Below are 24592 nucleotides of genomic sequence, written 5' to 3'. Positions count from 1 at the left end.
TCGCCATGTCCATGCACGCCCTCGTACTCAACCGTTACCAAGGTCCCCTCGAACTGACCGAACTCTCCCGGCCGCGCCCGTCGCAGGGTCAGGTGCTCGTGCGGATTGCGGCGAGCGGGCTGAATCCGCTCGATACCAAGATCCGCGCCGGCACTGCCGAGCACGCGAAGCATCCGTTGCCGCTGGTGTTAGGTATCGACACGGCGGGCGTAGTCGAAGCAGTCGGGCCTGGCGTTAGCACGTTCAAGGTCGGTGACGAGGTGTACGGCATGACCGGCGGCGTGGGCGGCATCCAGGGCTCGCTCGCCCAGTACGCAGCCGTCGACGCCGACCTGCTCGCCCTCAAACCGGCGAACCTGTCGATGCGCGAAGCCGCCGCCTTGCCGCTCGCCTTCATCACCGCCTACGCGGGCATCGTGGACCGGGCGCGGCTGCAGGCCGGGCAAACCGTGCTGGTCCAGGGGGGTGCCGGCGGTGTCGGACATGTCGCCGTGCAACTGGCGCGTGCGATCGGCGCGCAGGTGTTCGCCACGGCGAGCACGCGCGATCTGGATTTCGTGGCGAACCTGGGCGCCACGCCGATCGACCATCGGGCGCACACCGTCGAGCAGTATGTGGCGACGTCGACAGACGGCAAAGGCTTCGAACTGGTGGTGGATACGGTCGGCGGCGCGACCCTCGATGCATCGTTCGCAGCGGTCCGGCACTTCGGCCATGTGGTGAGCGCGCTGGGCTGGGGCACCCATGCCCTCGCGCCGCTGTCGTTTCGAGAAGCGAGCTACTCGGGCGTGTTCACCCTGTATCCGCTGCTCACCGGCGAGCATCGCGCCCATCACGGCGCCATGCTGCGCGAGGCCACGCGGCTCGCGGAAGCGGGCAAGCTCGTGCCGCGCCTCGATCCGCGCCGCTTCGATCTGGGCTCGGCCGAACTCGCCTACGATGCCATCACGAGCGGCACCGCCCGCGGCAAAGTGGTGGTGGAGATAGCCTGAGCGGGGCTTGGAGAACGCACGGCGAGTGGTGGACTGGATCCCAAGGGCGTCAGCCGTACTATCCCGGCGCCACCCGGATCAGATAACCAGCCGCGAAACCTTGGTCCCTTCGAGCGAGATGCCCGCCATCAGTCCAGCGTTGGTCAGCACGAACGCGACCACCGGGCTCATCGCCGTGGAGGTATCGAGATTGCCGTTCGCGCCGATCTTCGCCAGTGCGACGGTGGCGTCCGCCCCGGCCGCCCAGCCCTGGCTTTGCATGAAGCGGTCGAGCGCCTGCTGCGTCAGGAAGGCAAAGATGATGGCCTTGGATTGCGCGCCAATCTGCAGGCCGAACGAGCCGGCGACGGTGCTGTAGTAACCGGTCGTCTGCCCGTCGACGCGCAGGCCGCCCTGCCCGTACTGCCCGCCGAACCAGAAACCGGCCGCAAACACCGAAGGAAACACCAGCACGCCGCGGGCTTTGCCAAGGATCTCCTGCGAACCATGCACCGAGCTCTGCAGGCGGGCGAGCGTCGAATCGATACCGGCGTTGATCGTGTTGCGCTGTTGCGTGTAGTCCTCGGCGGTCTCACCCGAGCCGAGCGGCGTGGTGGTGCAGCCTGCCAGCGTCAGGCCGCTCGACGCGAGAAGCACACTGGTACCGGTAATGAATTGACGTCGGTGCATTGTTGCGTTCCTATGAAGAGAGGGTTGCGCGATAACGGGCACGAATCGCGTTAGTACGGCATTGAAGTCGGTTTTCGATCCCTCTGCAACCGTTTCATTGCACGCGTGTTCCGTCAATAGGTGGTCACACCAGCAAACAGAGCTTGCCGGTAGAATACCGCCCAACCCCAACCCAACCCAGTCCGTCTCGAGGTGCCCGCTATGCCCTTCCTTCGTCTGTTGTGGTCCGGCCGCTCTGCCCGTCTCCTCGCGGCGGGCTTGCTCGCGGCGCTCACGCTCGGTGGCTGTGCCGGGTGGTTCGGCCACGACCCGCTGCGGGTGAGCGTGGCCGGCATCGAACCGCTCGACAACCAGGGGATGGAGATGCGCTTCAACCTGAAGCTGCGAGTCCAGAATCCCAACGAAGACGCGCTGAACTTCGACGGCGTCTCGGTGGATCTGCAGTTGAACGGCAACGCGTTCGCCAGCGGCGTCAGCGATCAGCACGGCACGGTGCCGCGCTACGGCGAGACCGTCGTGAACGTACCGTTGACGGTGCCCGCGTTTGCGGTCCTGCATCAGGCCTACTCGGTCGCCGGCAGCGACACGCTGCCCGGCCAGTATCCCTACATCTTGCATGGACGGCTGGCCGGCGGCCTGACGGGGGGCACGCGCTTTCTCGATCAAGGTGTGCTGTCGCTGCCGTCACTCGGGATAGCCGGGCAGTGATGCCTCGCGAGACCCGTATTTGCCAATCAACCGAACGTCCACGATGAAACTGCATTACATTTTCGATCCGCTATGCGGCTGGTGCTATGCGGTCGCGCCGCTGGTCGAAGCGGCCCGCGCACTGTCCGGGCTCGCCGTCGCGTTCCACGCCGGCGGCATGCTCGCGGGCAGCAACCGGCGTCCCATCACGCCGCAATGGCGCGACTATGTGATGCCGCACGACGCGCGCATCGCGGCGCTCTCCGGTCAGCCGTTCGGCGAAGCGTATTTCGAAGGCCTGCTGCGCGATACCACCGCGATAATGGATTCCGAACCGCCGATCACAGCGATCCTCGCCGCCGAGGCGCTCGACACGCGCGGCCTCGACATGATTCATCGCCTGCAGCGGGCGCATTATGAGGAAGGCCGGCGCATTGCCGACCGTGATGTGCTGACCGGGCAGGCGGCCCAACTCGGCGTCGATCCTGTGGCGTTCGCCGCTGAATTCGAGCGGGTCGCCGGCAAGGCGACGCATGGCCATATCGCAGCGAGCCGCGCCTTGTTGGCGCGTACCGGTGCGCGTGGTTTTCCGACGTTTGCGGTGGAGCCCGCCAATGGGACGCTCGCGGTTATCGATGCCGGCCAGTTTATCGGCCACCCGGATCAATGGACCGCGATGTTGCAGCGCCTGCTTCAGGACGAAGCAGACGCCGCGCGCAGCGTGACGCAGCAAGCGAATCCCGCAGCCGACTGCGCCGACGGTAGCTGCGCGCGGCCGGACTGAGCGGCGCTCAGACCACTTCGAACAAGCCCGCCGCGCCCTGGCCGCCGCCGATACACATCGTCACGACCACCAGCTTCGCGCCGCGTCGCTTGCCTTCAATCAGCGCATGTCCGGTCAGACGCGCACCCGACACGCCGTACGGATGGCCCACCGCAATCGCGCCGCCGTTCACGTTGAGCCTGTCGTGCGGGATGCCCAGCTTGTCGGCGCAGTACAGCACCTGCACGGCAAACGCTTCGTTCAGTTCCCACAGGTCGATATCGCCCACTTTCAGGCCGGCCTGCTTGAGCAGCTTCGGCACCGCGAACACCGGCCCAATGCCCATCTCGTCAGGCTCGCACCCCGCCACGGCGAAGCCGCGGAAAATCCCCAGCGGTTGCAGCCCTTCGCGTTCGGCCACCTTGGCGTTCATCACCACACAGGCCGACGCGCCGTCCGAAAACTGGCTCGCGTTGCCGGCCGTGATCACGCCGCCCGGCAGCGCCGTGCGAATCTTCGACACGCCTTCGAGCGTCGTGTCGGCGCGGATGCCTTCGTCGGCGGCAATCGTCACTTCCTTCGTAAAGAGCCGGCCGCTGGCCTTGTCGGCGACGCCCGCGAGCACCGTCATCGGGACGATCTCGTCGTTGAACCGGCCGGCTTCCTGGGCGGCCGCCGCACGCTGCTGCGAACGCACGCCGTATTCGTCCTGGCGCTCCTTCGAAATCGAGTAGCGCTTGGCCACGGTCTCGGCGGTCTGCAACATCGACCAGTAGATTTCGGGCTTGTTCTGGTTCAGCCAGCCTTCGGTCATCATGTGGCGGTTCATCTCGTTCTGCACGCACGAGATCGACTCCACCCCGCCCGCGACGAACACCTCGCCCTCACCGGCAATCACCCGCTGCGCGGCCAAGGCGATCGTCTGCAGGCCCGATGAGCAGAAACGGTTGACCGTCATGCCCGGCACGCTGACGGGCAAGCCGCCGCGCAAAGCGATTTGCCGGGCGATGTTGCCGCCCGTCGCGCCTTCCGGATTCGCGCAACCCATGATCACGTCTTCGACGCGAGCCGGATCGAGTTTGGCCCGCTCGACCGCGGCTTGCGTCACATGGCCGCCGAGCGTCGCGCCGTGCGTCATGTTGAAAGCGCCGCGCCACGATTTGGCAAGACCCGTGCGGGCGGTCGATACGATTACGGCGTCAGTCATGCATGTCTCCTGCTTCCAATGTTGAATGTAGGTCCGCGGCCTGCACGCGCTTGACACCCGCTGCGTGCAGATGGCGCCATGCGGCCTCGAGCGAACCGTTGAGATCGATGGCGCGCGACGCGTCTTCGATCAGCGCAACCTCAAATCCTGCTGCCCGTGCATCGAGCGCGGACCAGGCGACGCAATAGTCCGTCGCAAGGCCACAGCACCAGACGCGCTTCACGCCCACTTCGCGCAGATAGCCCCCGAGGCCCGTCGGCGTCTTGCGATCGGCTTCGAGAAAAGCCGAGTAGCTATCGACGCCGGCGTGGTGCCCCTTGCGAATCACCGCACGTGCATGAGCAATGTCGAGATCCCGATGCAAGGCCGCGCCCGGCGTGTCCTGCACGCAATGGGTGGGCCACAACACCTGCTCGCCATACGGCAGCGTGAGCATGTCGAACGGCGAGCGGCCCGCATGATTGGCCGCAAACGAGATGTGCGCAGCCGGATGCCAGTCCTGCGTCAGCACGACGTGACTGAACCCGCGCGCCAGCCGGTTGATGACCGGTACCACTTCATCGCCGTGCGCGACCGCTAATGCGCCGCCAGGCATGAAATCGTTCTGCACGTCGATGACGAGCAGGACGTCGTCGGCATCTTTCATCGCGGCACCTCGCGTTACCTCGTTCACTTTGCCGTCAGCGGGCTGTCGCTCGCGCGCAGCCCGCCTCATCTGAATCCAGCACTCAGCCGTTGAACCCGCGGCCTTTGCCGGCAAGCTCGGCAATACTCGGCGCGAGTTGCCACGCATCGCCGTTCGGACGCGCGGCATAACCGCGAATCGCCCGTTCGACGTTGTAGAGGCCCACCGTGTCCGCGTACAGCATCGGGCCACCGCGCCACAGCGGGAAGCCGTAGCCGGTGAGATAGACCATGTCGATATCCGACGCCTTCGACGCGATCCCCTCTTCGAGAATCTTCGCGCCTTCGTTGGCGAGCGCGAACACCAGGCGTTCGACGATTTCCGCGTCGCCGATCTTGCGGCGCTCGGCACCCGTCTCCTTCGAGAAGGAAACGATCATCTCGTCGACCAGCTTCGACGGGTACGCCGTGCGGTCGCCTGCCTTGTAGTCGTACCAGCCGCCGCCGGTCTTCTGCCCGAAGCGCCCCGTCTCGCACAGACGGTCGGCGATCTTCGAGTAGTGCATGTCCGGATGTTCCAGATAGCGGCGCTTGCGGATAGCCCAGCCAATATCGTTGCCCGCGAGATCGCTCATGCGGAACGGGCCCATGGCGAAGCCGAATTTCTCGATGGCCTTGTCGACCTGCGCCGGCAACGCGCCTTCTTCGAGCATGAAGAGCGCCTGGCGGATGTATTGCTCGATCATCCGGTTGCCGATGAAGCCGTCGCACACGCCCGACACCACCGCGGTCTTCTTGATCTTCTTCGCCAGTTGCATGACGGTGGCGAGCACGTCCTTCGCCGTTTCCTTGCCGCGCACCACTTCGAGCAGCTTCATCACGTTGGCCGGGCTGAAGAAGTGCATGCCGACCACGTCCTGCGGACGCTTCGTGAAGGCGGCGATCTTGTCCACGTCGAGCGTGGAGGTGTTCGATGCGAGGATCGCGCCGGCCTTCGCGACTTCATCCAGACGCTTGAACACCTGCTCCTTCACACCGAGTTCTTCGAACACGGCTTCGACGATCAGGTCGGCGTTTTTCAGGTCGTCGTAGGACAACGTGGGGGTGATCAGCGCCATGCGCTGTTCGAGCGCCTCGGGCTTCAGCTTGCCCTTCTTGACGGTGGCTTCGTAGTTCTTGCGAATCGTCGCGATGCCGCGGTCGAGCGCTTCCTGCTTCGTTTCGAGCAGCGTGACCGGCAGGCCCGCGTTGATGAAGTTCATCGCGATGCCGCCGCCCATCGTGCCGGCGCCGATCACGGCAACCTGTCTGATCTCGCGTGTAGCGGTGTCCGAGGGCACATCGGGAATCTTGCTGGCCGCACGCTCGCCGAAGAACGCATGACGCAGCGCGCGGCTCTCCGGCGTCTGCACCAGTGCCATAAAGCATTCGCGTTCGAACGCGAGGCCTTTGTCGAAACCGTTCTTGACACCCGCTTCGACCGCGTCGATGCACTTGTGCGGCGCCGGGAAATTCTTCGCCATGCCCGCGACGCTATTGCGCGCGAACTGGATGAAGCCTTCGGCATTCGCATGCTCGATCTTGCGATCGCGCACCTTCGGATGCGGACCGGCCTGCGCACCGACCTTGCGTGCAAAGGCGAGCGCGGCTTCCGCCAGACTGCCGTCCACCACTTCGTCGAACAGGCCCGAGCCGGCCAGTTTCTCCGACATCACCGGCGCACCGGACACGATCATATTGAGCGACGCTTCGAGGCCAATGGCGCGCGGCAGACGCTGCGTGCCGCCCGCGCCCGGCAGGATGCCGAGCTTCACTTCCGGCAGCGCGATCTGCGCACCGGGCGAGGCGATCCGGTAATGCGCGCCGAGCGCGAGTTCCAGGCCACCGCCCATGGCGACGCTATGGATCGCCGCGACGACCGGCTTCGCGCTGCCTTCGACGGCCTTGATGACCGTATGCAGTGTCGGTTCCTGCGTCGCTTTGGGAGTATTGAATTCGGTGATGTCCGCGCCGCCCGAGAAGGCCTTGCCGGCGCCCGTCAGCACGATGGCCTTGATGGCTGGATCGTTCTGCGCGCGCTCGAGCCCTTCGACGATGCCGGCTCGCGTCGACAGACCGAGCCCATTGACCGGGGGATTGTTTAGCGTAATGACGGCGACGCCGTCATGAGTCGTGTAGTCCACTGCCATCTGCCTGCCTCCATGCGGTAAGGCAGCGCATCGCGCGCTGCCTGTGCCGGTTCATTGTCCGACATTCCGGGTCAGCAAGCAGAATACACAAAAAAGCACGCTCGTTCAATTTATTGGGGGAGCGGGTTTGCCCTGGTGTGATGACGGGCCCCGGTTCGATCTCCGGGTCCGACCTTTGGGTCGGATGCTTGACTCAGACCGCGCCCTGCAGCGCCGAGGGCAACACGTGATCGCGATAGATCTCGCGCAGCCTGAGTTTCTGCAGCTTGCCGGTGGCCGTGTGCGGCAACTCGTCGACGAACACCACGTCGTCGGGTATCCACCATTTCGCCACCTTGCCGTCGTAGAAGGCAATCAGCTCGTCGCGCGTCACCTCGGCGCCCTTGCGCTTGACCACCACCAGCAAGGGCCGCTCGGTCCACTTGGGATGCGAACACGCAATGCACGCCGCCTCGGCCACCGCCGGATGCGCGATCGCGACGTTCTCGATGTCGATCGAGCTGATCCATTCGCCGCCGGACTTGATCACGTCCTTGCTGCGGTCGGTGATGTGCAGGAAGCTGTCCGGGTCGATGGTCGCGACGTCGCCGGTCGGAAACCAGCCGTCGACGAGCGGCGAGGCGTCCTTGCGGAAATACCGGTCGATCACCCACGGGCCGCGTACATGCAGATCGCCGAACGCGACGCCGTCCCACGGCAGTTCGCCGCCGTCCGCACCGACGATCTTCATATCGACACCGTAGATCACGTGGCCCTGCTTCTCGCGCAGCTTGCGCTGCTCGTCAGGCGAGCGCTGCGACTGCTCCCATGTGAGTTTCGACAGCGTGCCGAGCGGCGACATCTCCGTCATCCCCCATGCATGGATCACTTCGACGCCGTAGTCGTCCTGGAAAGCGCGCAGCATGGCCGGCGGGCACGCCGAGCCGCCGATCACCGTGCGATTGAGCGAAGAAAAGCGCACACCGGCCTGCTTCATGTAGGTGAGCAGGCCGAGCCAGACGGTCGGCACGCCGGCCGAATAGGTGACGCGTTCGGCCTCCATCAATTCGTAGAGCGACTTGCCGTCGAGGTCCTTGCCGGGGAAGACCAGCTTGGCGCCCGTCAACGGCGCCGCGTGCGGAATGCCCCAGGCGTTCACATGGAACATCGGCACCACCGGCAGCACGGAGTCGCGCGCCGACAGGCTCATCGCGTCCGGCAACGACGCGCCGTAGGCATGCAACACCGTCGAGCGATGCGAGTACAGCGCGCCCTTCGGATTGCCCGTGGTTCCGGACGTATAGCAAAGGTAAGAGGCCGCGCGTTCGTCGACCGGCGGCCATTCGTACGCGCCGTCCTGCGCCGCCAGCAGCGTCTCGTAGCTGAGCACCGGCGTCTGCATCGGCGGCAGGTGGGCGTCGTCGGTCAGCGCGATCCAGCCGCGTACCTTCGGACACTGCGGCGCGAGCGCATCGACCAGCGCGGCGAACGTGATGTCGAACAGCACGTAGCTGTCGTCGGCGTGATTGACGATGTAAGCGATCTGCTCGGGAAAGAGCCGCGGATTGATCGTATGGCACACGGAACCGAAGCCGGTCGTGCCGTAGTACGCCTCCAGATGGCGGTAGCCGCACCACGCGAGCGTCGCGACCCGCTCGCCCGGCTGCACGCCGAGCGCAATCAGGGCCTGCGCCAGTTGCTTCGCGCGTTTTTCGCAGTCGCGGTAGGTGTAGCGATGCACGTCGCCTTCGATGCGCCGCGAGACGATTTCCGTGTCGCCGAAATGCCGCGCGGCATGCGCGAGCAGCGAAGACACGGTGAGCGGCATGTCCATCATCTGGCCCAGCAACGGCGTCGTCATAAGCAGCAGTCTCCTGGCGGTATTTCCGCCATCTCTCTCAGGTTCGATGCCGCGCGGCGCCGGGCCGGCGGCGCAAGCAACCGGCCAGCCAGCAGCGCCGCGGGCGCCGACTTACAATATCGGTTAATCCAGAGGCGCTCAACATGTCGTTTTCCCCAAGCATTTCCGGCCTGTCCGGGTCGATGGCGGCGCTCGCCGAGGCCCTCGGCACCCCGCGCGAAGGCACCTTCGCCCAGCTCGGCAACGTGTTTATGACCCGTCTGCCGGCACAGCCGCTCAGCGCGCCCTATGTGGTCGGCTTTTCTGCCGGGACCGCCGCGCTACTCGGTTTCGACGCCAGTCTGGCGCACGATCCCGCCTTCGCCGAGTTCTTCTCCGGCAATACCACACGTGACTGGCCCGCCGAGGCGATGCCGTATGCCTCTGTGTATTCGGGCCATCAGTTCGGCGTATGGGCCGGCCAGCTCGGCGACGGCCGTGCGCTGGGCCTGGGCGAAGTCGCGCACGACGGCGCCCGTTACGAGCTGCAGCTCAAGGGCGCGGGACGCACGCCCTATTCCCGCATGGGCGACGGCCGCGCGGTGCTGCGCTCGTCGATCCGCGAGTATCTGTGTTCGGAAGCCATGCATCACCTCGGCATTCCGACGACCCGCGCGCTGTGCGTGATCGGCTCCGACCAGCCGGTGCGGCGCGAGGAAATCGAAACCGCGGCGGTCGTCACGCGCGTCGCGCCCAGCTTCATCCGCTTCGGCCACTTCGAGCATTTCTATTCCAACGACCGCGTCGATGCGCTGCAAGCGCTCGCCGATCACGTGATCGAGCGCTTCTACCCACACTGCAAGGAAGCGGACGATCCGTATCTCGCGCTGCTGAACGAAGCGGTTTTGTCCACGGCGGATCTGCTCGCGCAATGGCAGGCGGTCGGCTTCTGCCACGGCGTGATGAACACGGACAACATGTCGATCCTCGGCCTCACGATCGACTACGGTCCGTTCGGCTTCCTCGACGGCTTCGATGCGGGCTACATCTGCAATCACTCCGATTCGCAGGGCCGCTACGCCTACCGGATGCAGCCGCAGATTGCCTACTGGAACCTCTTCTGCCTCGCCCAGGGGCTGTTGCCGCTGCTCGGCCAGCAGCACGACGAAAGCGTGCGCGGCGAGGCAGCGGTGAAGGACGCGCAGGGTGTGCTCGAAGGCTTCAAGGACCGCTTTGCGCCGGCGCTCGAACAGCGCATGCGCGCCAAGCTCGGCCTGCAAACCGAACGCCCGGGCGACGACGTCCTGGCCAACCGCCTGTTCGAAGTGATGCAGGCAAACCGCGCGGATTTCACGCTGACCTTCCGCAACCTGGCGCGTGTATCGAAGCACGATGCGAGCGGCGACGCACCGGTCCGCGACCTGTTTCTGGACCGTGCCGCGTTCGATGTCTGGGTGAACGACTACCGCGCGCGGCTGTCCGAAGAAACACTCGACGATGCCGAACGCGCCATTGCAATGAACCGCGTGAACCCCAAATTCATTCTTCGCAATCACCTGGCCGAAACGGCGATTCGCCGCGCCAGGGAGAAGGACTTTTCGGAAGTCGAGCGGCTGGCGGCGGTGCTGCGCCGTCCCTTCGACGAACAACCGGAACACGAGGCGTATGCCGCGCTGCCGCCCGACTGGGCGAGTTCGCTGGAAGTCAGTTGTTCGTCATAAGGCATGCGGCCGCGCCTCTAACAAAGCTGGTTAAAGACAGAACCCCGAGACAGGAACCGACCATGAACCCAGACGACACCCAAACCCCCGCGCCCGCCGTGCAGAAAGACGATGCCGAATGGCGCCAGCAGTTGTCCGATGTCGAGTACCAGGTGACCCGCCACGCCGCCACCGAGCGCCCGTTCACCGGCCGTTATCACGACCACTGGGACCGCGGCATCTATGACTGCGTCTGCTGCGGCACGCCGCTGTTCGAATCGGACACCAAGTTCGACGCGGGCTGCGGCTGGCCGAGCTACTTCAAGCCGATCAACGGCGAAGTGATCGCCGAGAAAACCGACCGCTCGCACGGCATGCTGCGCATCGAGGTGCAATGCAAGCATTGCGGCGCGCATCTCGGCCACGTCTTCGAAGACGGTCCGGCGCCGACCGGACTGCGCTACTGCATCAATTCGGCTGCGCTACAATTCGAGCCCAAGTAACGCAACGCGGGCAGCGCGGGTCCGGCGGCGTGGCTGGGCGGCGCGTGGCCGTCCGGCGATGCACACGCCAATCCGAACCCTTCAGCCCGCCTGCGAACCGGCCACCCGGCGCCGGCCGCCAGCCGGCCGCCGCGACGGTTACACACAGCACGCGTAGCATGGGCGCGAAGCGCCCTTCACTTTGCGCTCAACTTTCGCTCATTTCTCCAGATCCCCGCCCAGATAATGAAATTCCTGTTCGATCTGTTCCCGATCATCCTGTTTTTCGTCGCGTTCAAGCTGTGGGGCATTTTCACGGCCACGGCGGTGGCGATCGTCGCCACGCTGGTGCAGATCGCCTGGGTGGCGTTCCGGCACCGCAAAGTGGACCCGATGCTGTGGGTGAGCCTCGGGGTCGTCACGGTGTTCGGCGGCGCCACGCTGGTGCTGCACAACGACACCTTCATCAAATGGAAGCCGACCGTGCTGTACTGGGCGTTTTCGGTCGCGCTGATCGTTTCGCAACTGGCGTTCAACAAGAACCTGATCGAGGCGATGATGGGCAAGCAGATCACGCTGCCGCATCGCATCTGGAGCCAGCTCAGCATCATCTGGGCGGTGTTCTTCGTGCTGCTGGGCATTCTCAACCTGTTCGTGGCCTACCACTTCTCGACGGACGCCTGGGTGAACTTCAAGCTGTTCGGCGCGACCGGCTGCCTCGTGGTGTTCATTGTCGGCCAGAGCCTGTGGCTGTCGAAGTACATGAAGGAAGAAGAGTGACATGAGCGACGACACCTTCCTGCACGCCACCCCCGCCGAGCGCCTCGCGCTGATCGAAGCGCGTCTCGCCGCGGCGCTCGCGCCGATTGCGTCGATCAGCGTGCGCGATGACAGCGCGCAACATGCGGGGCACGCGGGCGCCTCCGCAGGCGGTCATTTCAGCGTCACGATTGTTGCGGTTGCATTCGCCGGAAAGGCACGCGTAGCAAGGCACCGCTTGGTGTATGATGCGCTGGCCGATGCCATGCAGCGCGGCATTCACGCCCTTGCCATCACGGCGTACACGCCCGAAGAATTCGATTTGCTGTCCCGTTAGGAAACTTCCGATGACCTTGAAGAAAACCCGCCTCTGGGTATTGCTGGCCGCTTTTGCGGCTGCGCCTGCGTTTGCACAGAACATCGCCGTCGTCAACGGCACGCCGATCCCGAAGGCACGCGTCGACGCGCTCGTCGAGCAACTCGTCCATCAGGGCCAGCAGGACTCGCCGCAGTTGCAGGCGGCCGTACGCGAAGAGCTGATCAACCGCGAAATCCTGATGCAGGAAGCGGCTCGCCGCGGCATCCCGAACCGTCCGGACGTCAAGGCGCAAGTCGCCGTGGCTCAGCAGACCGTCGTGCTGCGCGCGCTGATCGAAGACTTCGTAAAGAACAACCAGCCGACCGACGCGGAAGTCAAAGCACGCTATGACACGCTTGTGAAGGACGCGGGCGGCAAGGAATATCACCTGCACCACATCCTCGTCGACAACGAGCAGCAGGCTCAGGACCTGATCGCCAAGATCAAGGCCGGCGCTTCGTTCGAAGACCTTGCCAAGCAATACTCGAAGGACCCGGGATCGGGCAAGAACGGTGGCGACCTGGACTGGTCGGATCCGAAGGCGTATGTGCCTGAGTTCGCCGCTGCGGCCGAGAAGCTGCAGAAAGGCCAGATGACCGACACGCCGGTGCACACGCAATTCGGCTGGCACATCATCCGTCTCGACGACACGCGCGACATCACGCCGCCGCCGCTCGAGCAGGTGCGTGCGCAGATCGTCCAGCAGATCCAGCAGGAAAAGCTGCAGGCGTTTGAAGAAAACCTGCGGAAGAACGCGAAGGTTCAGTAAGCACCTTCAGTAAGGACAGTTAGACGCTGGGGTTCGCTCTGGCGTTGCTGTTGACTGACGGGCCGGGTGACTTCACTTTCGCCTCGCCCGCAAACGACAAAGCCGCCCTCGGGCGGCTTTGTCGTTTCTAACGGCTTGGCTTAACGCATCAACCCAACCAGCGTCGCGCGTTCTGGAACACGCGCAGCCACGGGCTACCGTCGTTGGCGCTCCAGCCTTCCGGATGCCAGCTCATCTGCACTGTGCGATGGACGCGCTCCGTGTGCGGCATCAGAACGGTGAAGCGGCCATCGGGCGTCGTCACCGAGGTAATGCCGTCCGGCGAGCCGTTCGGATTGAACGGATAGTGCTCGGTAGCCTGGCCGCGGTGATCGACGAAGCGCATCGCGACCGCCACCTTCGAGGCGTCGCCTTGCTGCGAAAAGTCGGCGAAACCTTCGCCGTGAGCAACGGCCACCGGAATCCGCGAGCCTTCCATACCCGTAAAGAACAGCGACGGCGACTGCTGCACTTCGACGAGCGAGAAGCGCGCTTCGAATTTCTCCGACTTGTTGCGCGTGAACTTCGGCCAGGCCTCTGCGCCCGGGATCATCGACGCGAGGCTGCTCATCATCTGGCAGCCGTTGCAGATGCCCAGCGCGAACGTATCGCTACGACCGAAGAACGCAGCGAACATATCCGCCAGTTGCGCGTTGAAGCGGATCGTTTTCGCCCAGCCCTCGCCTGCCCCCAGCACGTCGCCGTACGAGAAGCCGCCGCACGCCACCGCACCGGCGAAGTCCGCGAGCGTGGCGCGACCGGCCAGCAGGTCGCTCATATGCACGTCGTACGCGTCGAAACCGGCGCGATCGAACGCGTACGCGGTTTCGAGGTGCGAGTTGACGCCCTGCTCACGCAGGATCGCCACACGCGGACGCGCGCCCTTGCCGATGAACGGCGCAGCCACGTCTTCAGCCGGATTGAAGCTCAGTTGCGGCGTGATGCCCGGATCGGCGGCGTCGAGCAGCGTGTCGTATTCGGCATCCGCGCAAGCCGGGTTGTCGCGCAGACGCGAGATGCGCCAGCTCACTTCGCTCCACGCACGATGCAGTTCGGTACGCGGCGCTTCGTAGATCTTCTTGGCGTCGCGGTAGATTTCGATCGTATCGCGTTCGTTGATCTTGCCGACCACGTGCGAGCACGCCGACAGGCCATGTTCACGCAGCGCCGCCAGCACGGCATCGCGATCCTGCGCCCGCACCTGGATCACCGCACCCAGTTCCTCGTTGAAGAGCGCGCGGATCGTGCGGTCTTCGCGGCGGCCGCTGGTCTGCTTGGCCCAATCTTTGGCGTCGCCATAGTCGAATTCGTGGTTCGGATCGAGCGTCAGCATGTCGACGTTCAGCGACACGCCCACGTGACCCGCAAACGCCATTTCGCACACCGTCGCCCACAGGCCGCCGTCCGAGCGGTCGTGGTAAGCAAGCAGCTTGCCGTCGCCGTTCAGCGCCTGGATGGCGGCGAAGAAGCGCTTCAGATCTTCCGGATCGTCGACGTCCGGCGTGGTATCGCCCACCTGCTGCGTGACCTGCGCGAGGATACTGCCGCCGAGGCGATGCTTGCCGCGGCCCAGGTCGATGGCGATCAGCACGCTGTCGCCCGCTTCGTCGGCACGGCGCAGTTGCGGCGTCAGATGGCCGCGCACGTCTTCGACCGGTGCGAACGCCGAGATGATCAGCGAGACCGGCGCGACCACTTCCTTCGCCACGCCCTGGTCTTGCCACTTGGTGCGCATCGACAGCGAATCTTTGCCCACCGGAATGCTAATGCCGAGCGCGGGGCACAGTTCCATACCGATCGCCTTGACGGTGTCGTACAGCGCCGCGTCTTCGCCCGGCGCGCCGCAAGCAGCCATCCAGTTCGCCGACAGCTTCAGCTTGTCGAGCGACGCGATCGGCGCTGCGGCGATGTTCGTGACCGCCTCGCCGACCGCCATCCGGCCCGAGGCCGGCGCGTCGATCACGGCGAGCGGCGTGCGCTCGGCCATGGTCATGGCTTCGCCGCGGAAACCGGCGTAGTCCATTGTGGTGATCGCCACGTCGGCAACGGGCACCTGCCACGGGCCGACCATCTGGTCACGCGCGGTCGTGCCGCCCACCGAGCGGTCGCCAATGGTAATCAGGAACGACTTGCTGGCCACCGTGGGATGGCGCAGCACGCTCACCGCGACTTCCGACAACGTGACGCCCGTGACGTCGACCGGCAGCAGCGTCTTCTCGACGTGCTTCACATCGCGATGCATGCGCGGCGCTTTGCCGAGCAGCACTTCCATCGGCATGTCGACCGGCTGGTGCGCGTTGTCGTCTTTCTGTTCGGTGTCGATCAGCTTCAACTGACGTTCGTTGGTCGCCGTGCCGATCACCGCGAACGGGCAGCGCTCGCGTTCGCAGATGGCCTGGAATTCGGCCAGATCGGCCGGCGCAATCGCCAGTACATAGCGCTCTTGCGCTTCGTTCGACCAGATCTCGCGCGGCGACAGACCGCTTTCTTCGAGCTGGATCTTGCGCAGTTCGAAAATCGCGCCTTTGCTTGCGCCGTCCACCACTTCAGGGAACGCGTTCGACAGACCGCCCGCGCCCACGTCGTGAATGCTGAGGATCGGGTTTTTCTCGCCCAACTGCCAGCAGGCGTTGATGACTTCCTGCGCGCGCCGTTCGATTTCCGGGTTGCCACGCTGCACCGAGTCGAAGTCGAGCTCGGCGGTGTTCGTGCCGGTCGCCATCGAGCTGGCCGCGCCGCCGCCCATGCCGATGCGCATGCCCGGGCCGCCGATCTGGATCAGCAGCGAGCCTTCCGGCAGATCGTGCTTGTGGGTGTGCTGATCCGAGATGTTGCCGATACCACCGGCGATCATGATCGGTTTGTGGTAGCCGCGCACGACGCCCGCCACGTTCTGCTCGTAGGCCCGGAAGTACCCGCCCAGGTTCGGCCGGCCAAATTCGTTGTTGAACGCCGCGCCGCCGAGCGGCCCGTCGATCATGATCTGCAGCGGCGAGGCGATGCGATCCGGGCGGCCATACACGCCCTGCGCGTCGGCCGGGTTGCGGTGGCCGACCGGCTGCACGGCGTCACGGGCGTTTTCCCATGCTTCGCGCGCATCCGGCAAATCGAGGTTCGACACGGTGAAGCCCGCCAGACCGGCCTTCGGACGCGCGCCGCGGCCGGTCGCGCCTTCGTCGCGGATTTCGCCGCCCGCGCCGGTCGCTGCACCCGGGAACGGCGAGATCGCGGTCGGGTGGTTGTGCGTCTCCACCTTCATGAGCGTGTGCGTCAGCTCGGTGTGGCGGCCGTAGTGCTCGGCCAGTTCGCCTGCGCTATCAGTCTGCCCCGGCTTGCGCGGGAACCAGCGTTCGGCCACGCCGCCCGCCATGATCGCCGAGTTATCCGAATACGCGACGATCGTGCCTTGCGGATTGAGCTTCTCGGTGTTGCGGATCATGTTGAACAGGGAGATGTCCTGCTTCTCGCCGTCGATGGTCCAATCCGCGTTGAAAATCTTGTGGCGGCAGTGCTCGCTGTTGGCCTGCGCGAACATCATCAGTTCGACGTCGGTCGGATTGCGGCCGAGCTTCGTGAAGGCGTCGACCAGATAGTCGATCTCGTCGTCCGCGAGCGCGAGGCCCAGTTCCGCGTTGGCCGTTTCCAGCGCGCCGCGCCCGTGGCCCAGCACGTCGACGGTTTGCAGCGGCTTGGCCGGCAGTTCGTCGAACAGATGCATGGCGTGCTCGCGCGACGGCGCCACGCTCTCGGTCATGCGGTCGTGCAGCGCGGCCACCACGGCCTCGCGTGCTTCGTCGGAAAGGGTTTTCTTGCCGCCCAGCAGGCCGCTCTTGAGCGTGACCGTATATTCGACGCCGCGCTCGATGCGCCGCACCTGCGTGAGACCGCAGTGGTGCGCGATATCCGTCGCCTTGCTGGCCCACGGCGACACCGTGCCGAACCGGGGCACCACGAGGAACGTCTCGGCGGCGCCGCGCTCCTTCGCGTCGGCGAACGGATCGCCGTAGTGCATCAGCGCCTCGATCTTCGCGCTGTCTTCAGCCGCAAGCGGCGTTTGCGAATTGACGAAGTGCAGATACTGTCCGCGCACACCGGTGATGTTGGGATCGATGCGCGTAAGCGTCTCGAGCAGGCGGGTTTGACGGAAATCGGAGAGGGCCGAAGCGCCGGGGAAACACGAGAAGTGGGCCATGGACTTGACGTTGCGTCTATGAGTCGCGCGTGCAGGCGACGTGAGGCGAAAGGGAAGTCCGAGATTATACCCCGGGAAGACCCTCCAGCGCCCCTGCCAGAAGCGTCCGGGTGGCGTGTCCGTGGCGTTTTGGCGAGCGTCGGGACGCACGGCCGGCCGTTTTCGGGATACTCCCGCGCCTGCGCGCCTGACCTGTTTGACTGATATCATTCGGCCTTTCATCAGATCGGCGCAGAAGCCTTCGTCTGCGCCGCATGCCACGCCTACGGGGAACGCCTGCCACTCGTGTTCCGCCGGCAAATCGAATCAAACATGGATGTCATCGTCATTGGCGGCGGAATTGCGGGCGTCGCCACCGCTTATCAGTTGCGTGCTGCCGGCCACCGCGTATGCGTAGTCGAACGCTTTGCGACGGTCGCGCAAGGCGCGACCTACGGCCACGGCGGCACCGTGCTGCCCACGCCGCTCGACGTCTGGTTTGGCCCGACCTTCATGCACAGCCGCCAGGGCGCCAAAAGCGGCGTGATCCGCAAAACGGGGTTTAACGGCGCCGCGCGCCTGTTCGAAAAACAGTTGTCCAGCTGGCAGGAACCGCAGGCCTTCAGCCGGCAATATGGGCTGCTGCGGCCGCTGATCGAGGCCTCGCGCGACGCGATGGCTGACGTGGAAGCCCGGTTCGGACTCGAATTCGAACAGTCGAACGGCGTGCTGTACCTCACGCGCTCGGCGCAGGAATGGCAGCAGACCCAGCCGGCGCTCGAGTTGCTGCGCCAATACGAAGTCCCGCACCACGTGCTGACGCCCGCCGAGTGCGCCGCGTTCGAACATTCGGTGCCGACCGACCCGGAGTTCGCCGGCGGCGTCCTGTTCGATCAGGAACGCACCGCGAACTGCCCGCTCTTCACCAAGCTCATCAAGCAGACGCTCGACACCCAGGGCGGCGTCCAGTTCATGCTGAACCGCGAAGTCGAGGCCATCCGGCTCGACGGGCAACGCGCGGCCGTCGAACTGGCGCCGCGGCTGGGCGAACTCACCTCGAGCCGCGAAGTCGACGTGATCAACGCCGATGCCATCGTGGTCGCGGCCGGTACCGGCACGCTGCCGCTGCTCGAGCGGCTCGGCTTGCGCGTGCCGTTGCATCCGTTGCGCCTGCATACGCTGTCCGCGCCGATTGCCCATGAGGAATGCGCGCCGCATGTGGCGATCGTCGATGCCGTGAAGCGCATCACCATCACCCGCATGAACCACCGGCTGCGCATCGCCGGCGGCGCGGTGCTGCAAGGCGCAGGCCAGGCCGACAAGCCGCTCTCCGAGGCGGTCACCAAGGATGCTCTGGCGCTGCTCGGCCAGGCCACGCACGACTGGATTCCAGGCGCGGCCAAAATTTCGGCGGCGCTGTCGTGGGATGGACTCAAGCTGCTGTCCCCGGATGGCTTGCCGCTGGTCGGCAATGCGTTGCATCCGCGCCTGTTCGTCAACGCCGGGCATGGACCGGCCGGCTGGGGACTCGCTTGCGGGGCCGCCAGGCTGGTGGCGGATCTGATCGGCGGCGTCACGCCGGAACTGCCGGCGGACACGCTCGCCGCGTTGCGGCCGGAGCGCTTCGGGCGCTGAAGCGAGCCTGGCGGGTTCAGGGTGGCCTGGCTGAAGGAAGCTCGGGCTGAGGCGGGTTTGGCTCGGCCCGCCTGGACTCACCGAGGCTTGTGGAGACTCCGACTGAGTTGAACGCTTGCCGAACCGCCCCACCACTGCGCACGCATTCATCTACCATGGCAGTTCCATACCGTCCGGGGACACGCCCTGGGTGAAGGCCTGGGTCAATGCCTCGCGGCAACGCCCGGGCTCCACGCTCGGAGTCGACGCCCCGGGCAACGCTCGAGACTGCCATGACTGAAGCCACCCCTGCCGCGCATGCCGCACCCGCCGCGCCCGCTGCACGCTCCCTTGCCTCCGAACTGCTGAACCCGCACGATCTCCCGCTCGCGCTTTATAGCGTCGCCGAGTTGCGCGCGATCGAGGCCGATGCCATGGCCGGCTTGCCGCCGCATACACTGATGGCGCGTGCCGGCCACGCCGCCGCCCGCTTTCTGCGCGAGCAGATCGCGCACGACAACGCAGCCGCAGCCACGGCCACGGTCTGGGTCGCAGCAGGCCACGGCAATAACGGCGGCGACGCGCTGGTGCTTGCCGCCGAATTGCAGCGCGCGGGCATCGCGGTAGAAGTCTGCATGCCGGTCGAGGTCAAACCGGACGACGCCCGCTGGGCACTCGCCGAGGCGCGTGCCGCCGGCGTAGCGATCACGGCTGCCCCACCCGCATCGTTCGAACGCTATGGCTGGCTGGTCGACGGCATGTTCGGCATCGGCCTCGCCCGGCCGCTCGAAGGCATCTTCGCGAGCCTCGCGCACAGCCTGTCGCAACGCGCGAGGCAAGGCCGGGTGCTGGCGCTCGATGTCCCGAGCGGGCTCGACAGCGACACCGGCAACGCAGTCGGCGCAGGCGCCGCAGTGCGCGCCACGCATACCGTCACCTTCATCGGCGCGAAGCCGGGTCTCTTCATGGCCTCGGGGCGCGACCTGGCGGGCATCGTGACGCTCGCGCCAATCGACGTGGAACACGTGACCAGCGCCGCCCGCACGGCGGTGCAACTGAACGCCCCGGCGCTCTTCGCCCGCTTCCTGCCGGCGCGCGATTTCTCGACCAACAAGGGTTCCTTCGGCAGCCTCGCGGTGGTCGGCGGCGACACCGGCATGTGCGGCGCGCCGATCCTTGCGGCGCGCGCCGCGCTGCACACCGGCGCGGGAAAAATCCACGTCGCGCTGCTCGGCGCGGGCGCCCCGCCCTACGATCCGCCGCATCCGGAACTGATGCTGCATCCCGTCGACGATCTGCCGCTCGACAAGATGGACGCGCTGGCGATCGGCTGCGGCATGGGCAACCGCGAGCGCGCCAGCCAGGTGCTCAACGACGTGCTGGCGCTCGATGTCCCCAAACTGCTCGATGCCGACGCCTTGAACCTGCTGGCCGTGGATGCCTCACTGGCGGCCAGGGTCGCGGCGCGCGGCGCGCAGGGCGACCCGTGCGTGCTCACGCCGCATCCGCTCGAAGCGGCGCGCCTGCTCGGCTGCGACGCGCCCGCCGTGCAGCGCGACCGGTTGGCCGCGGCGCGCGCCCTGACGGCGCGCTTTGCCAGCGTGATCGTGCTGAAGGGAACCGGCACGGTCATCGCCGCGCCGGATGGCCGGTTTGCCGTCAATCCGACCGGCAACGCCGCGCTCGCGACAGGCGGCACGGGTGACGTGCTTGGCGGCATCATTGGCGCCTTGCTGGCGCAGCGCTTGCCGCCATACGAGGCGGCGTTGGCGGGCGTCTATCTGCACGGCCTCGCCGCCGACACGCTGACGGCGCAGGGCGACGGTCCGGCCGGCCTGACAGCGGGCGAGCTGGCGCCGATGGTGCGCAAGTTGCTAAACCGGATGTTCTATTCGGGTTGAGCCGCGTGCGGTGGCGCCTCCCGGGAACTCCTCCGCCACCTTAAACCCCGCCGCCATCCCGCTATCTGGACGCGCCGCCCAACTCCCTGCCCGCTTCGCGCCAAGGCCGCTATACTGAATGACTGCGCTGACCGGCCGGGAACCGTTGCGAACCCGAAGCCCGACAGCGCGCCAGAGCATCCCCGCGGCCGCGCTTTGCGCACTGCCTTTCATTCGTGCCCCTTCGTTAGACGGACGATCCCATGACGTTGAACTCGCTCCCCGCCTGGTCCTCGCTGCAAGCCCATTACGAACAGATTCGCGATGCGCATATGCGCGACTGGTTCGCCCCGGCGAACGATCCCGCTCCGACCCGTGCCGAACGCTTCGCGTTTTCCGGCGCAGGTCTTACGGCCGATTTCTCGAAGCATCGCATCACCGACGCAACCCTCAAGCTGCTCGTGCAGGTGGCGCGTGAAGCCGGTGTCGAAAAACGCCGCGACGCGATGTTCGCCGGCGAAATCGTCAATCCGACGGAAGGCCGCGCCGTCCTGCACACCGCGCTGCGCGCGAGCGATCCGAAGGCGCCGTTTCACGCCGAGGTCATGGCGGAGCGCGCCAAGATGGCTGCGTTTTCCGACCAGGTGCGCAGCGGCGCCTGGACCGGCTATACCGGCAAGCGGATCCGCTATGTGGTGAACATCGGCATCGGCGGCTCGGATCTCGGTCCGAAGATGGTCGTGCACGCGCTGCACCACCTGGCCACGCCGGAGATCAAGAGCTACTTCGTGTCGAACGTCGACGGCGCCGATCTGTACCGCGTCCTTCAGGAGATCGATCCGGAAGAGACGCTCGCCATCATCGTTTCGAAGACCTTCACCACGCTCGAAACCATGACGAACGCGCGCTCGCTGCGCGACTGGTTCATCGAGAAAGGTTGCCCGGAAAGCGCGCTGGCGAAACACTTCGTCGGCGTGTCGGCGAATCCGGCCGAGGTCGTCAAGTTCGGCATCGCGAAAGAGAACGTCTTCGAGATGTGGGACTGGGTAGGCGGGCGCTATTCGCTGTGGTCGGCGGTCGGCCTGTCGATCATGATCGCAATCGGCCCGAAGCAGTTCGACGAACTGCTCGCCGGCGCGAACGACATGGACCAGCACTTCCGCGACACGCCGCTCGAACGCAACCTGCCGGTGCTGATGGGCATGATCGGCATCTGGTATCGCAACTTCTTCGGCTCGCAGAGCTATCTGGTGGCGCCGTATTCCGAGGCAATGCACTATCTGCCGTCGTATCTGCAGCAACTGGAGATGGAAAGCAACGGCAAGTCCGCGCGGCTCGACGGCGCAATGGTCGACTACCCCACTTCAGCCGTGACGTGGGGCGAACCGGGCACGAACGGCCAGCACGCCTTCTTCCAGATGCTGCACCAAGGTCCGACGATCGTGCCGATCGACTTCGTCGCCGTGCTCACGCCCGAGCATCCGCTGGTCAGCCATCATCCGAAGCTGCTGGCTAACTGCTTCGCGCAAAGCGAAGCGCTGATGCTGGGCCGCACGCTGGAAGAAGCGAAGAAGGTGGCGGGTCCGGACAAGCCGGAACTCGCACCGCACCTGGTGTTCCCGGGCAATCGTCCCACCAGCACGCTGATCCTCGAGGCGCTCACGGCGCGTTCGCTCGGCGCGCTGATCGCACTCTACGAACACAAGGTGCTGGTCCAGGGAACGGTGTGGAACATCAACTCGTTCGACCAATGGGGCGTCGAGTTGGGCAAGATCCTCGGCAAGGTAGTCGAGGCCGATCTGACCTCGGCGAGCGTCGACGGCGGCAAGCACGACTCGTCGACCTCGGCGCTGATCGCCCGGGCGCGTGCGGCTTTGAAGCGTTGAGTCTGTGAGATGCGCGGCGACGGCTTCCTGAGCGTCGCCCGCTGATTTTTTGCCATTGCAAAGCGGGCCGTCGACGGCCCGCTTTTCTTTTGCGCGGCTTCATTAAGCTCTCAGGCGAGCCGCCCCGCCTCGATCGTCACCGTGGTATCGCAACGACGCGCGAGTTCGATGTCGTGCGTGACCAGAATCAAGGTTGCGCCGTTGGCCCGGTTCATCTCGAACATCAGATCGATGACCGCGTGTCCGGTTGCGGCGTCGAGACTGCCGGTGGGTTCATCGGCAAACAGAATAGCCGGATGGGTGACAAAGGCGCGTGCAAGTGCGACACGTTGCTGCTCGCCCCCCGACAACAGCTTGGGATAGTGACGGGTGCGCTGTCCCAGTCCCACCTGTTCGAGCAGGCCACGCGCACGCGCGGCGGCATCGCGCGTCGTGATGCCGCCTTGCAACTCCAGCGGCAAGGTCACGTTCTCGAGCGCCGTCAAATGCGGCATCAACTGAAACGACTGGAACACGAAGCCGACCGAGCCGTTGCGCAACGCCGCGCGCTCGTCCTCGCTCAACTCGGTGAGTTCCTGGCCCAGCAGCCGAACCGACCCTGAGGTCGCGCTGTCCAATCCTGCGAGCAAACCTAGCAGCGTAGACTTGCCGGACCCGGATGCGCCGACAATGGCCACGCTGCTGCCGCCTTCGATTGAAAGATCGATATGATCAAGAATCGTTAGCTCGCCCGTTGCATCCTTAACCCTCTTGCACAACCCCCGCACTTCGATGACTGGATCAGTTTTCTTTTGCATGGTGAGGCGTAGGTTGAAAGTGCGCCTGACGGCGCCGCGCGCCGCCGCGTTGAACACAGCCTTCGGCATGGTCATGCTGGCCGCGACGCTGCCGCTCGCGGCTCATGCCGCCACGCCACCGGAGACGGCCAAACCCGTCATCATGGTGCTCGGCGACAGCATCTCCGCCGAGTACGGCCTGCCGCACGACACGGGTTGGGTCGCGCTCATGCGCGAGCGTCTGGCGAGTGAGCGCATCGATTATAGCGTTGCGAACGCAAGCATCAGCGGCGACACCACCAGCGGCGGACGCGCCCGCATGCCCGAGCTGATGCTGCGGCTCAAGCCCAGCATCGTGATTGTCGAGCTGGGCGCCAACGACGCGCTGCGCGGCGTCCCGCTTTCGACCACCGAAGACAACTTGCGCACGATCGTCGAAGAAGCACAACAAGGTCATGCGAAGGTCGTGCTGGTCGGCATGTACGTGCCACCCAATTACGGCCCGGACTACACGCAAAAGTTCCACGGCCTGTATGAACAGTTGTCGAAGGAACTCCACACGTCGCTCGTGCCGTTCCTCCTCGCAGGCATCGCGGACAAACCGGAAATGTTCCAGTCCGATCAGATGCATCCCACCCAGCAGGCACAGCCCGTGCTACTCGATAACGTGTGGACGACACTCAAACCCCTGCTGCACAGCAGCTCCTCACACTGACAAGGCTCTTACATCTTGTTGCGAACGAACGAGGAACGTGGCCGGGGAAGGTCGATCAGACACTTTCGCTAACCGCGAAATCCGGCTCGTCTCGAGCGCTTTTGTGAGGAGATAACGTGAAATACCTACCGCTTATCGCTTTGACCGTGGCCATTTCTGCCTGCGCCGCCCAACCGCCGGCTGGCGTGCAATCCGTTGGACAAAGCCAGCAACCGCCTAAAGTCGTCGCGCAATGTATTGCCCAGAAGTGGGCTGACGGCTCGCAACAACAGGTCGTCTCGCAGGACACCCTGGCAAACGATCAGGCACTCGACGTTTATGTGCCGGGCCAGCAACCACCTAACGGCGCAGCGGCTGTCGTACGCCCGGCCTACACCGGCACGGGCTCATGGGTCGGTTTCCGTTCCGGCGGCGCTGCCGGAAGCGACGCAACCGGCGCGATCACCGGCTGCCTATAAGGCTGCCTTAACGCCCCCATCAATCCCTCTGGCGC

The 24592-nt window shown here is 65.4% G+C and carries 20 protein-coding genes; 13 read left to right on the top strand and 7 right to left on the bottom strand.

All coding sequences use genetic code 11. The features are described from left to right. Nucleotides 1–5: 5 nt before the first annotated feature. Entirely contained in the window at nucleotides 6–992 is a 987-nt protein-coding gene (locus BUS12_RS20495; RefSeq protein WP_074298763.1) for a zinc-dependent alcohol dehydrogenase family protein, read from the top strand. Nucleotides 993–1070: 78 nt separating this feature from the next. On the opposite strand, the gene BUS12_RS20490 is transcribed toward BUS12_RS20495, so the two are convergent. After that, entirely contained in the window at nucleotides 1071–1661 is a 591-nt protein-coding gene (locus BUS12_RS20490; RefSeq protein ID WP_074298761.1) for a BPSL1445 family SYLF domain-containing lipoprotein, read from the bottom strand. 201 nt (nucleotides 1662–1862) lie between these two features. Between BUS12_RS20490 and BUS12_RS20485 the strand changes: the two genes are divergently transcribed. Together BUS12_RS20485 and BUS12_RS20480 are read left to right on the top strand one after the other, a co-directional pair. Further along, a complete protein-coding gene (locus tag BUS12_RS20485) occupies nucleotides 1863–2369 on the top strand; it encodes an LEA/WHy family protein (RefSeq protein ID WP_143788413.1) in 507 nt (168 codons plus the stop codon). 43 nt (nucleotides 2370–2412) lie between these two features. Then, complete coding sequence (locus tag BUS12_RS20480; protein ID WP_074298759.1) at nucleotides 2413–3132, top strand: DsbA family protein; 720 nt, start codon at nucleotides 2413–2415, stop codon at nucleotides 3130–3132. Between the two features lie 7 nt (nucleotides 3133–3139). Here BUS12_RS20480 and BUS12_RS20475 read toward each other — a convergent pair whose 3' ends face one another. From BUS12_RS20475 to BUS12_RS20460, 4 genes are all read right to left on the bottom strand, one after another. Continuing rightward, nucleotides 3140–4318: an acetyl-CoA C-acyltransferase gene (locus tag BUS12_RS20475; protein ID WP_074298756.1), complete on the bottom strand. Its 1179-nt coding sequence runs from the start codon at nucleotides 4316–4318 to the stop codon at nucleotides 3140–3142. Beyond that, entirely contained in the window at nucleotides 4311–4964 is a 654-nt protein-coding gene (pncA, locus tag BUS12_RS20470; protein ID WP_074298754.1) for a bifunctional nicotinamidase/pyrazinamidase, read from the bottom strand. The genes BUS12_RS20475 and pncA overlap by 8 nt, the downstream gene beginning before the upstream one ends. Nucleotides 4965–5046: 82 nt before the next feature. Then, nucleotides 5047–7131: a 3-hydroxyacyl-CoA dehydrogenase NAD-binding domain-containing protein gene (locus tag BUS12_RS20465; protein ID WP_074298753.1), complete on the bottom strand. Its 2085-nt coding sequence runs from the start codon at nucleotides 7129–7131 to the stop codon at nucleotides 5047–5049. A 193-nt stretch (nucleotides 7132–7324) separates the two neighbouring features. Further along, nucleotides 7325–8971, bottom strand: a complete 1647-nt coding sequence (locus BUS12_RS20460; protein ID WP_074298751.1) for a 3-(methylthio)propionyl-CoA ligase — start codon at nucleotides 8969–8971, stop codon at nucleotides 7325–7327. A 143-nt stretch (nucleotides 8972–9114) separates the two neighbouring features. Between BUS12_RS20460 and BUS12_RS20455 the strand changes: the two genes are divergently transcribed. The 5 genes from BUS12_RS20455 (at nucleotide 9115) to BUS12_RS20435 (ending at nucleotide 13018) form a co-directional block, all read left to right on the top strand. Beyond that, nucleotides 9115–10671: a protein adenylyltransferase SelO gene (locus BUS12_RS20455; protein ID WP_074298749.1), complete on the top strand. Its 1557-nt coding sequence runs from the start codon at nucleotides 9115–9117 to the stop codon at nucleotides 10669–10671. Between the two features lie 62 nt (nucleotides 10672–10733). Then, on the top strand, nucleotides 10734–11153 hold the full coding sequence (msrB, locus tag BUS12_RS20450) for a peptide-methionine (R)-S-oxide reductase MsrB (RefSeq protein ID WP_074298747.1): 420 nt from the start codon (nucleotides 10734–10736) through the stop codon (nucleotides 11151–11153). A gap of 225 nt (nucleotides 11154–11378) precedes the next feature. After that, the gene (locus BUS12_RS20445; protein WP_074298746.1) at nucleotides 11379–11912 is read left to right on the top strand and encodes a septation protein A; all 534 of its coding nucleotides are present in this window, start codon (nucleotides 11379–11381) and stop codon (nucleotides 11910–11912) included. 1 nt (nucleotide 11913) lies between these two features. Continuing rightward, entirely contained in the window at nucleotides 11914–12228 is a 315-nt protein-coding gene (locus tag BUS12_RS20440; protein ID WP_074298744.1) for a BolA family protein, read from the top strand. A 10-nt stretch (nucleotides 12229–12238) separates the two neighbouring features. Beyond that, on the top strand, nucleotides 12239–13018 hold the full coding sequence (locus BUS12_RS20435) for a peptidylprolyl isomerase (protein ID WP_074298742.1): 780 nt from the start codon (nucleotides 12239–12241) through the stop codon (nucleotides 13016–13018). A 148-nt stretch (nucleotides 13019–13166) separates the two neighbouring features. Here the strand turns inward: BUS12_RS20435 and purL are convergent, their stop codons facing one another. After that, the gene (purL, locus tag BUS12_RS20430; RefSeq protein WP_074298741.1) at nucleotides 13167–17249 is read right to left on the bottom strand and encodes a phosphoribosylformylglycinamidine synthase; all 4083 of its coding nucleotides are present in this window, start codon (nucleotides 17247–17249) and stop codon (nucleotides 13167–13169) included. A 312-nt stretch (nucleotides 17250–17561) separates the two neighbouring features. On the opposite strand from purL, the gene BUS12_RS20425 reads away from it, so the two are divergent. The 3 genes from BUS12_RS20425 (at nucleotide 17562) to pgi (ending at nucleotide 22608) form a co-directional block, all read left to right on the top strand. After that, on the top strand, nucleotides 17562–18863 hold the full coding sequence (locus BUS12_RS20425) for an FAD-dependent oxidoreductase (protein ID WP_074298738.1): 1302 nt from the start codon (nucleotides 17562–17564) through the stop codon (nucleotides 18861–18863). 272 nt (nucleotides 18864–19135) lie between these two features. Further along, a complete protein-coding gene (locus BUS12_RS20420; protein WP_083640529.1) occupies nucleotides 19136–20743 on the top strand; it encodes an NAD(P)H-hydrate dehydratase in 1608 nt (535 codons plus the stop codon). 242 nt (nucleotides 20744–20985) lie between these two features. After that, nucleotides 20986–22608 carry a glucose-6-phosphate isomerase gene (gene pgi, locus BUS12_RS20415; protein WP_074298735.1) on the top strand — a complete coding sequence of 541 codons (1623 nt, stop codon included), beginning with the start codon at nucleotides 20986–20988 and terminating at the stop codon, nucleotides 22606–22608. Nucleotides 22609–22718: 110 nt separating this feature from the next. On the opposite strand, the gene BUS12_RS20410 is transcribed toward pgi, so the two are convergent. Then, entirely contained in the window at nucleotides 22719–23405 is a 687-nt protein-coding gene (locus tag BUS12_RS20410) for an ABC transporter ATP-binding protein (protein WP_074298733.1), read from the bottom strand. On the opposite strand from BUS12_RS20410, the gene BUS12_RS20405 reads away from it, so the two are divergent. Together BUS12_RS20405 and BUS12_RS20400 are read left to right on the top strand one after the other, a co-directional pair. Then, entirely contained in the window at nucleotides 23404–24099 is a 696-nt protein-coding gene (locus BUS12_RS20405) for an arylesterase (RefSeq protein WP_074298732.1), read from the top strand. The two genes, BUS12_RS20410 and BUS12_RS20405, sit on opposite strands and share 2 nt — an antisense overlap. Nucleotides 24100–24215: 116 nt before the next feature. Then, a complete protein-coding gene (locus BUS12_RS20400; RefSeq protein WP_074298730.1) occupies nucleotides 24216–24557 on the top strand; it encodes a hypothetical protein in 342 nt (113 codons plus the stop codon). Nucleotides 24558–24592 lie beyond the last annotated feature (35 nt).

It is taken from the genome of Paraburkholderia phenazinium (assembly GCF_900142845.1).
GTDB classification, from domain to species: Bacteria; Pseudomonadota; Gammaproteobacteria; order Burkholderiales; family Burkholderiaceae; genus Paraburkholderia; species Paraburkholderia phenazinium_A.
The sequence above is the reverse complement of the archived record's forward strand: the minus strand, read 5'-3'. Positions and strand labels throughout refer to the sequence as shown.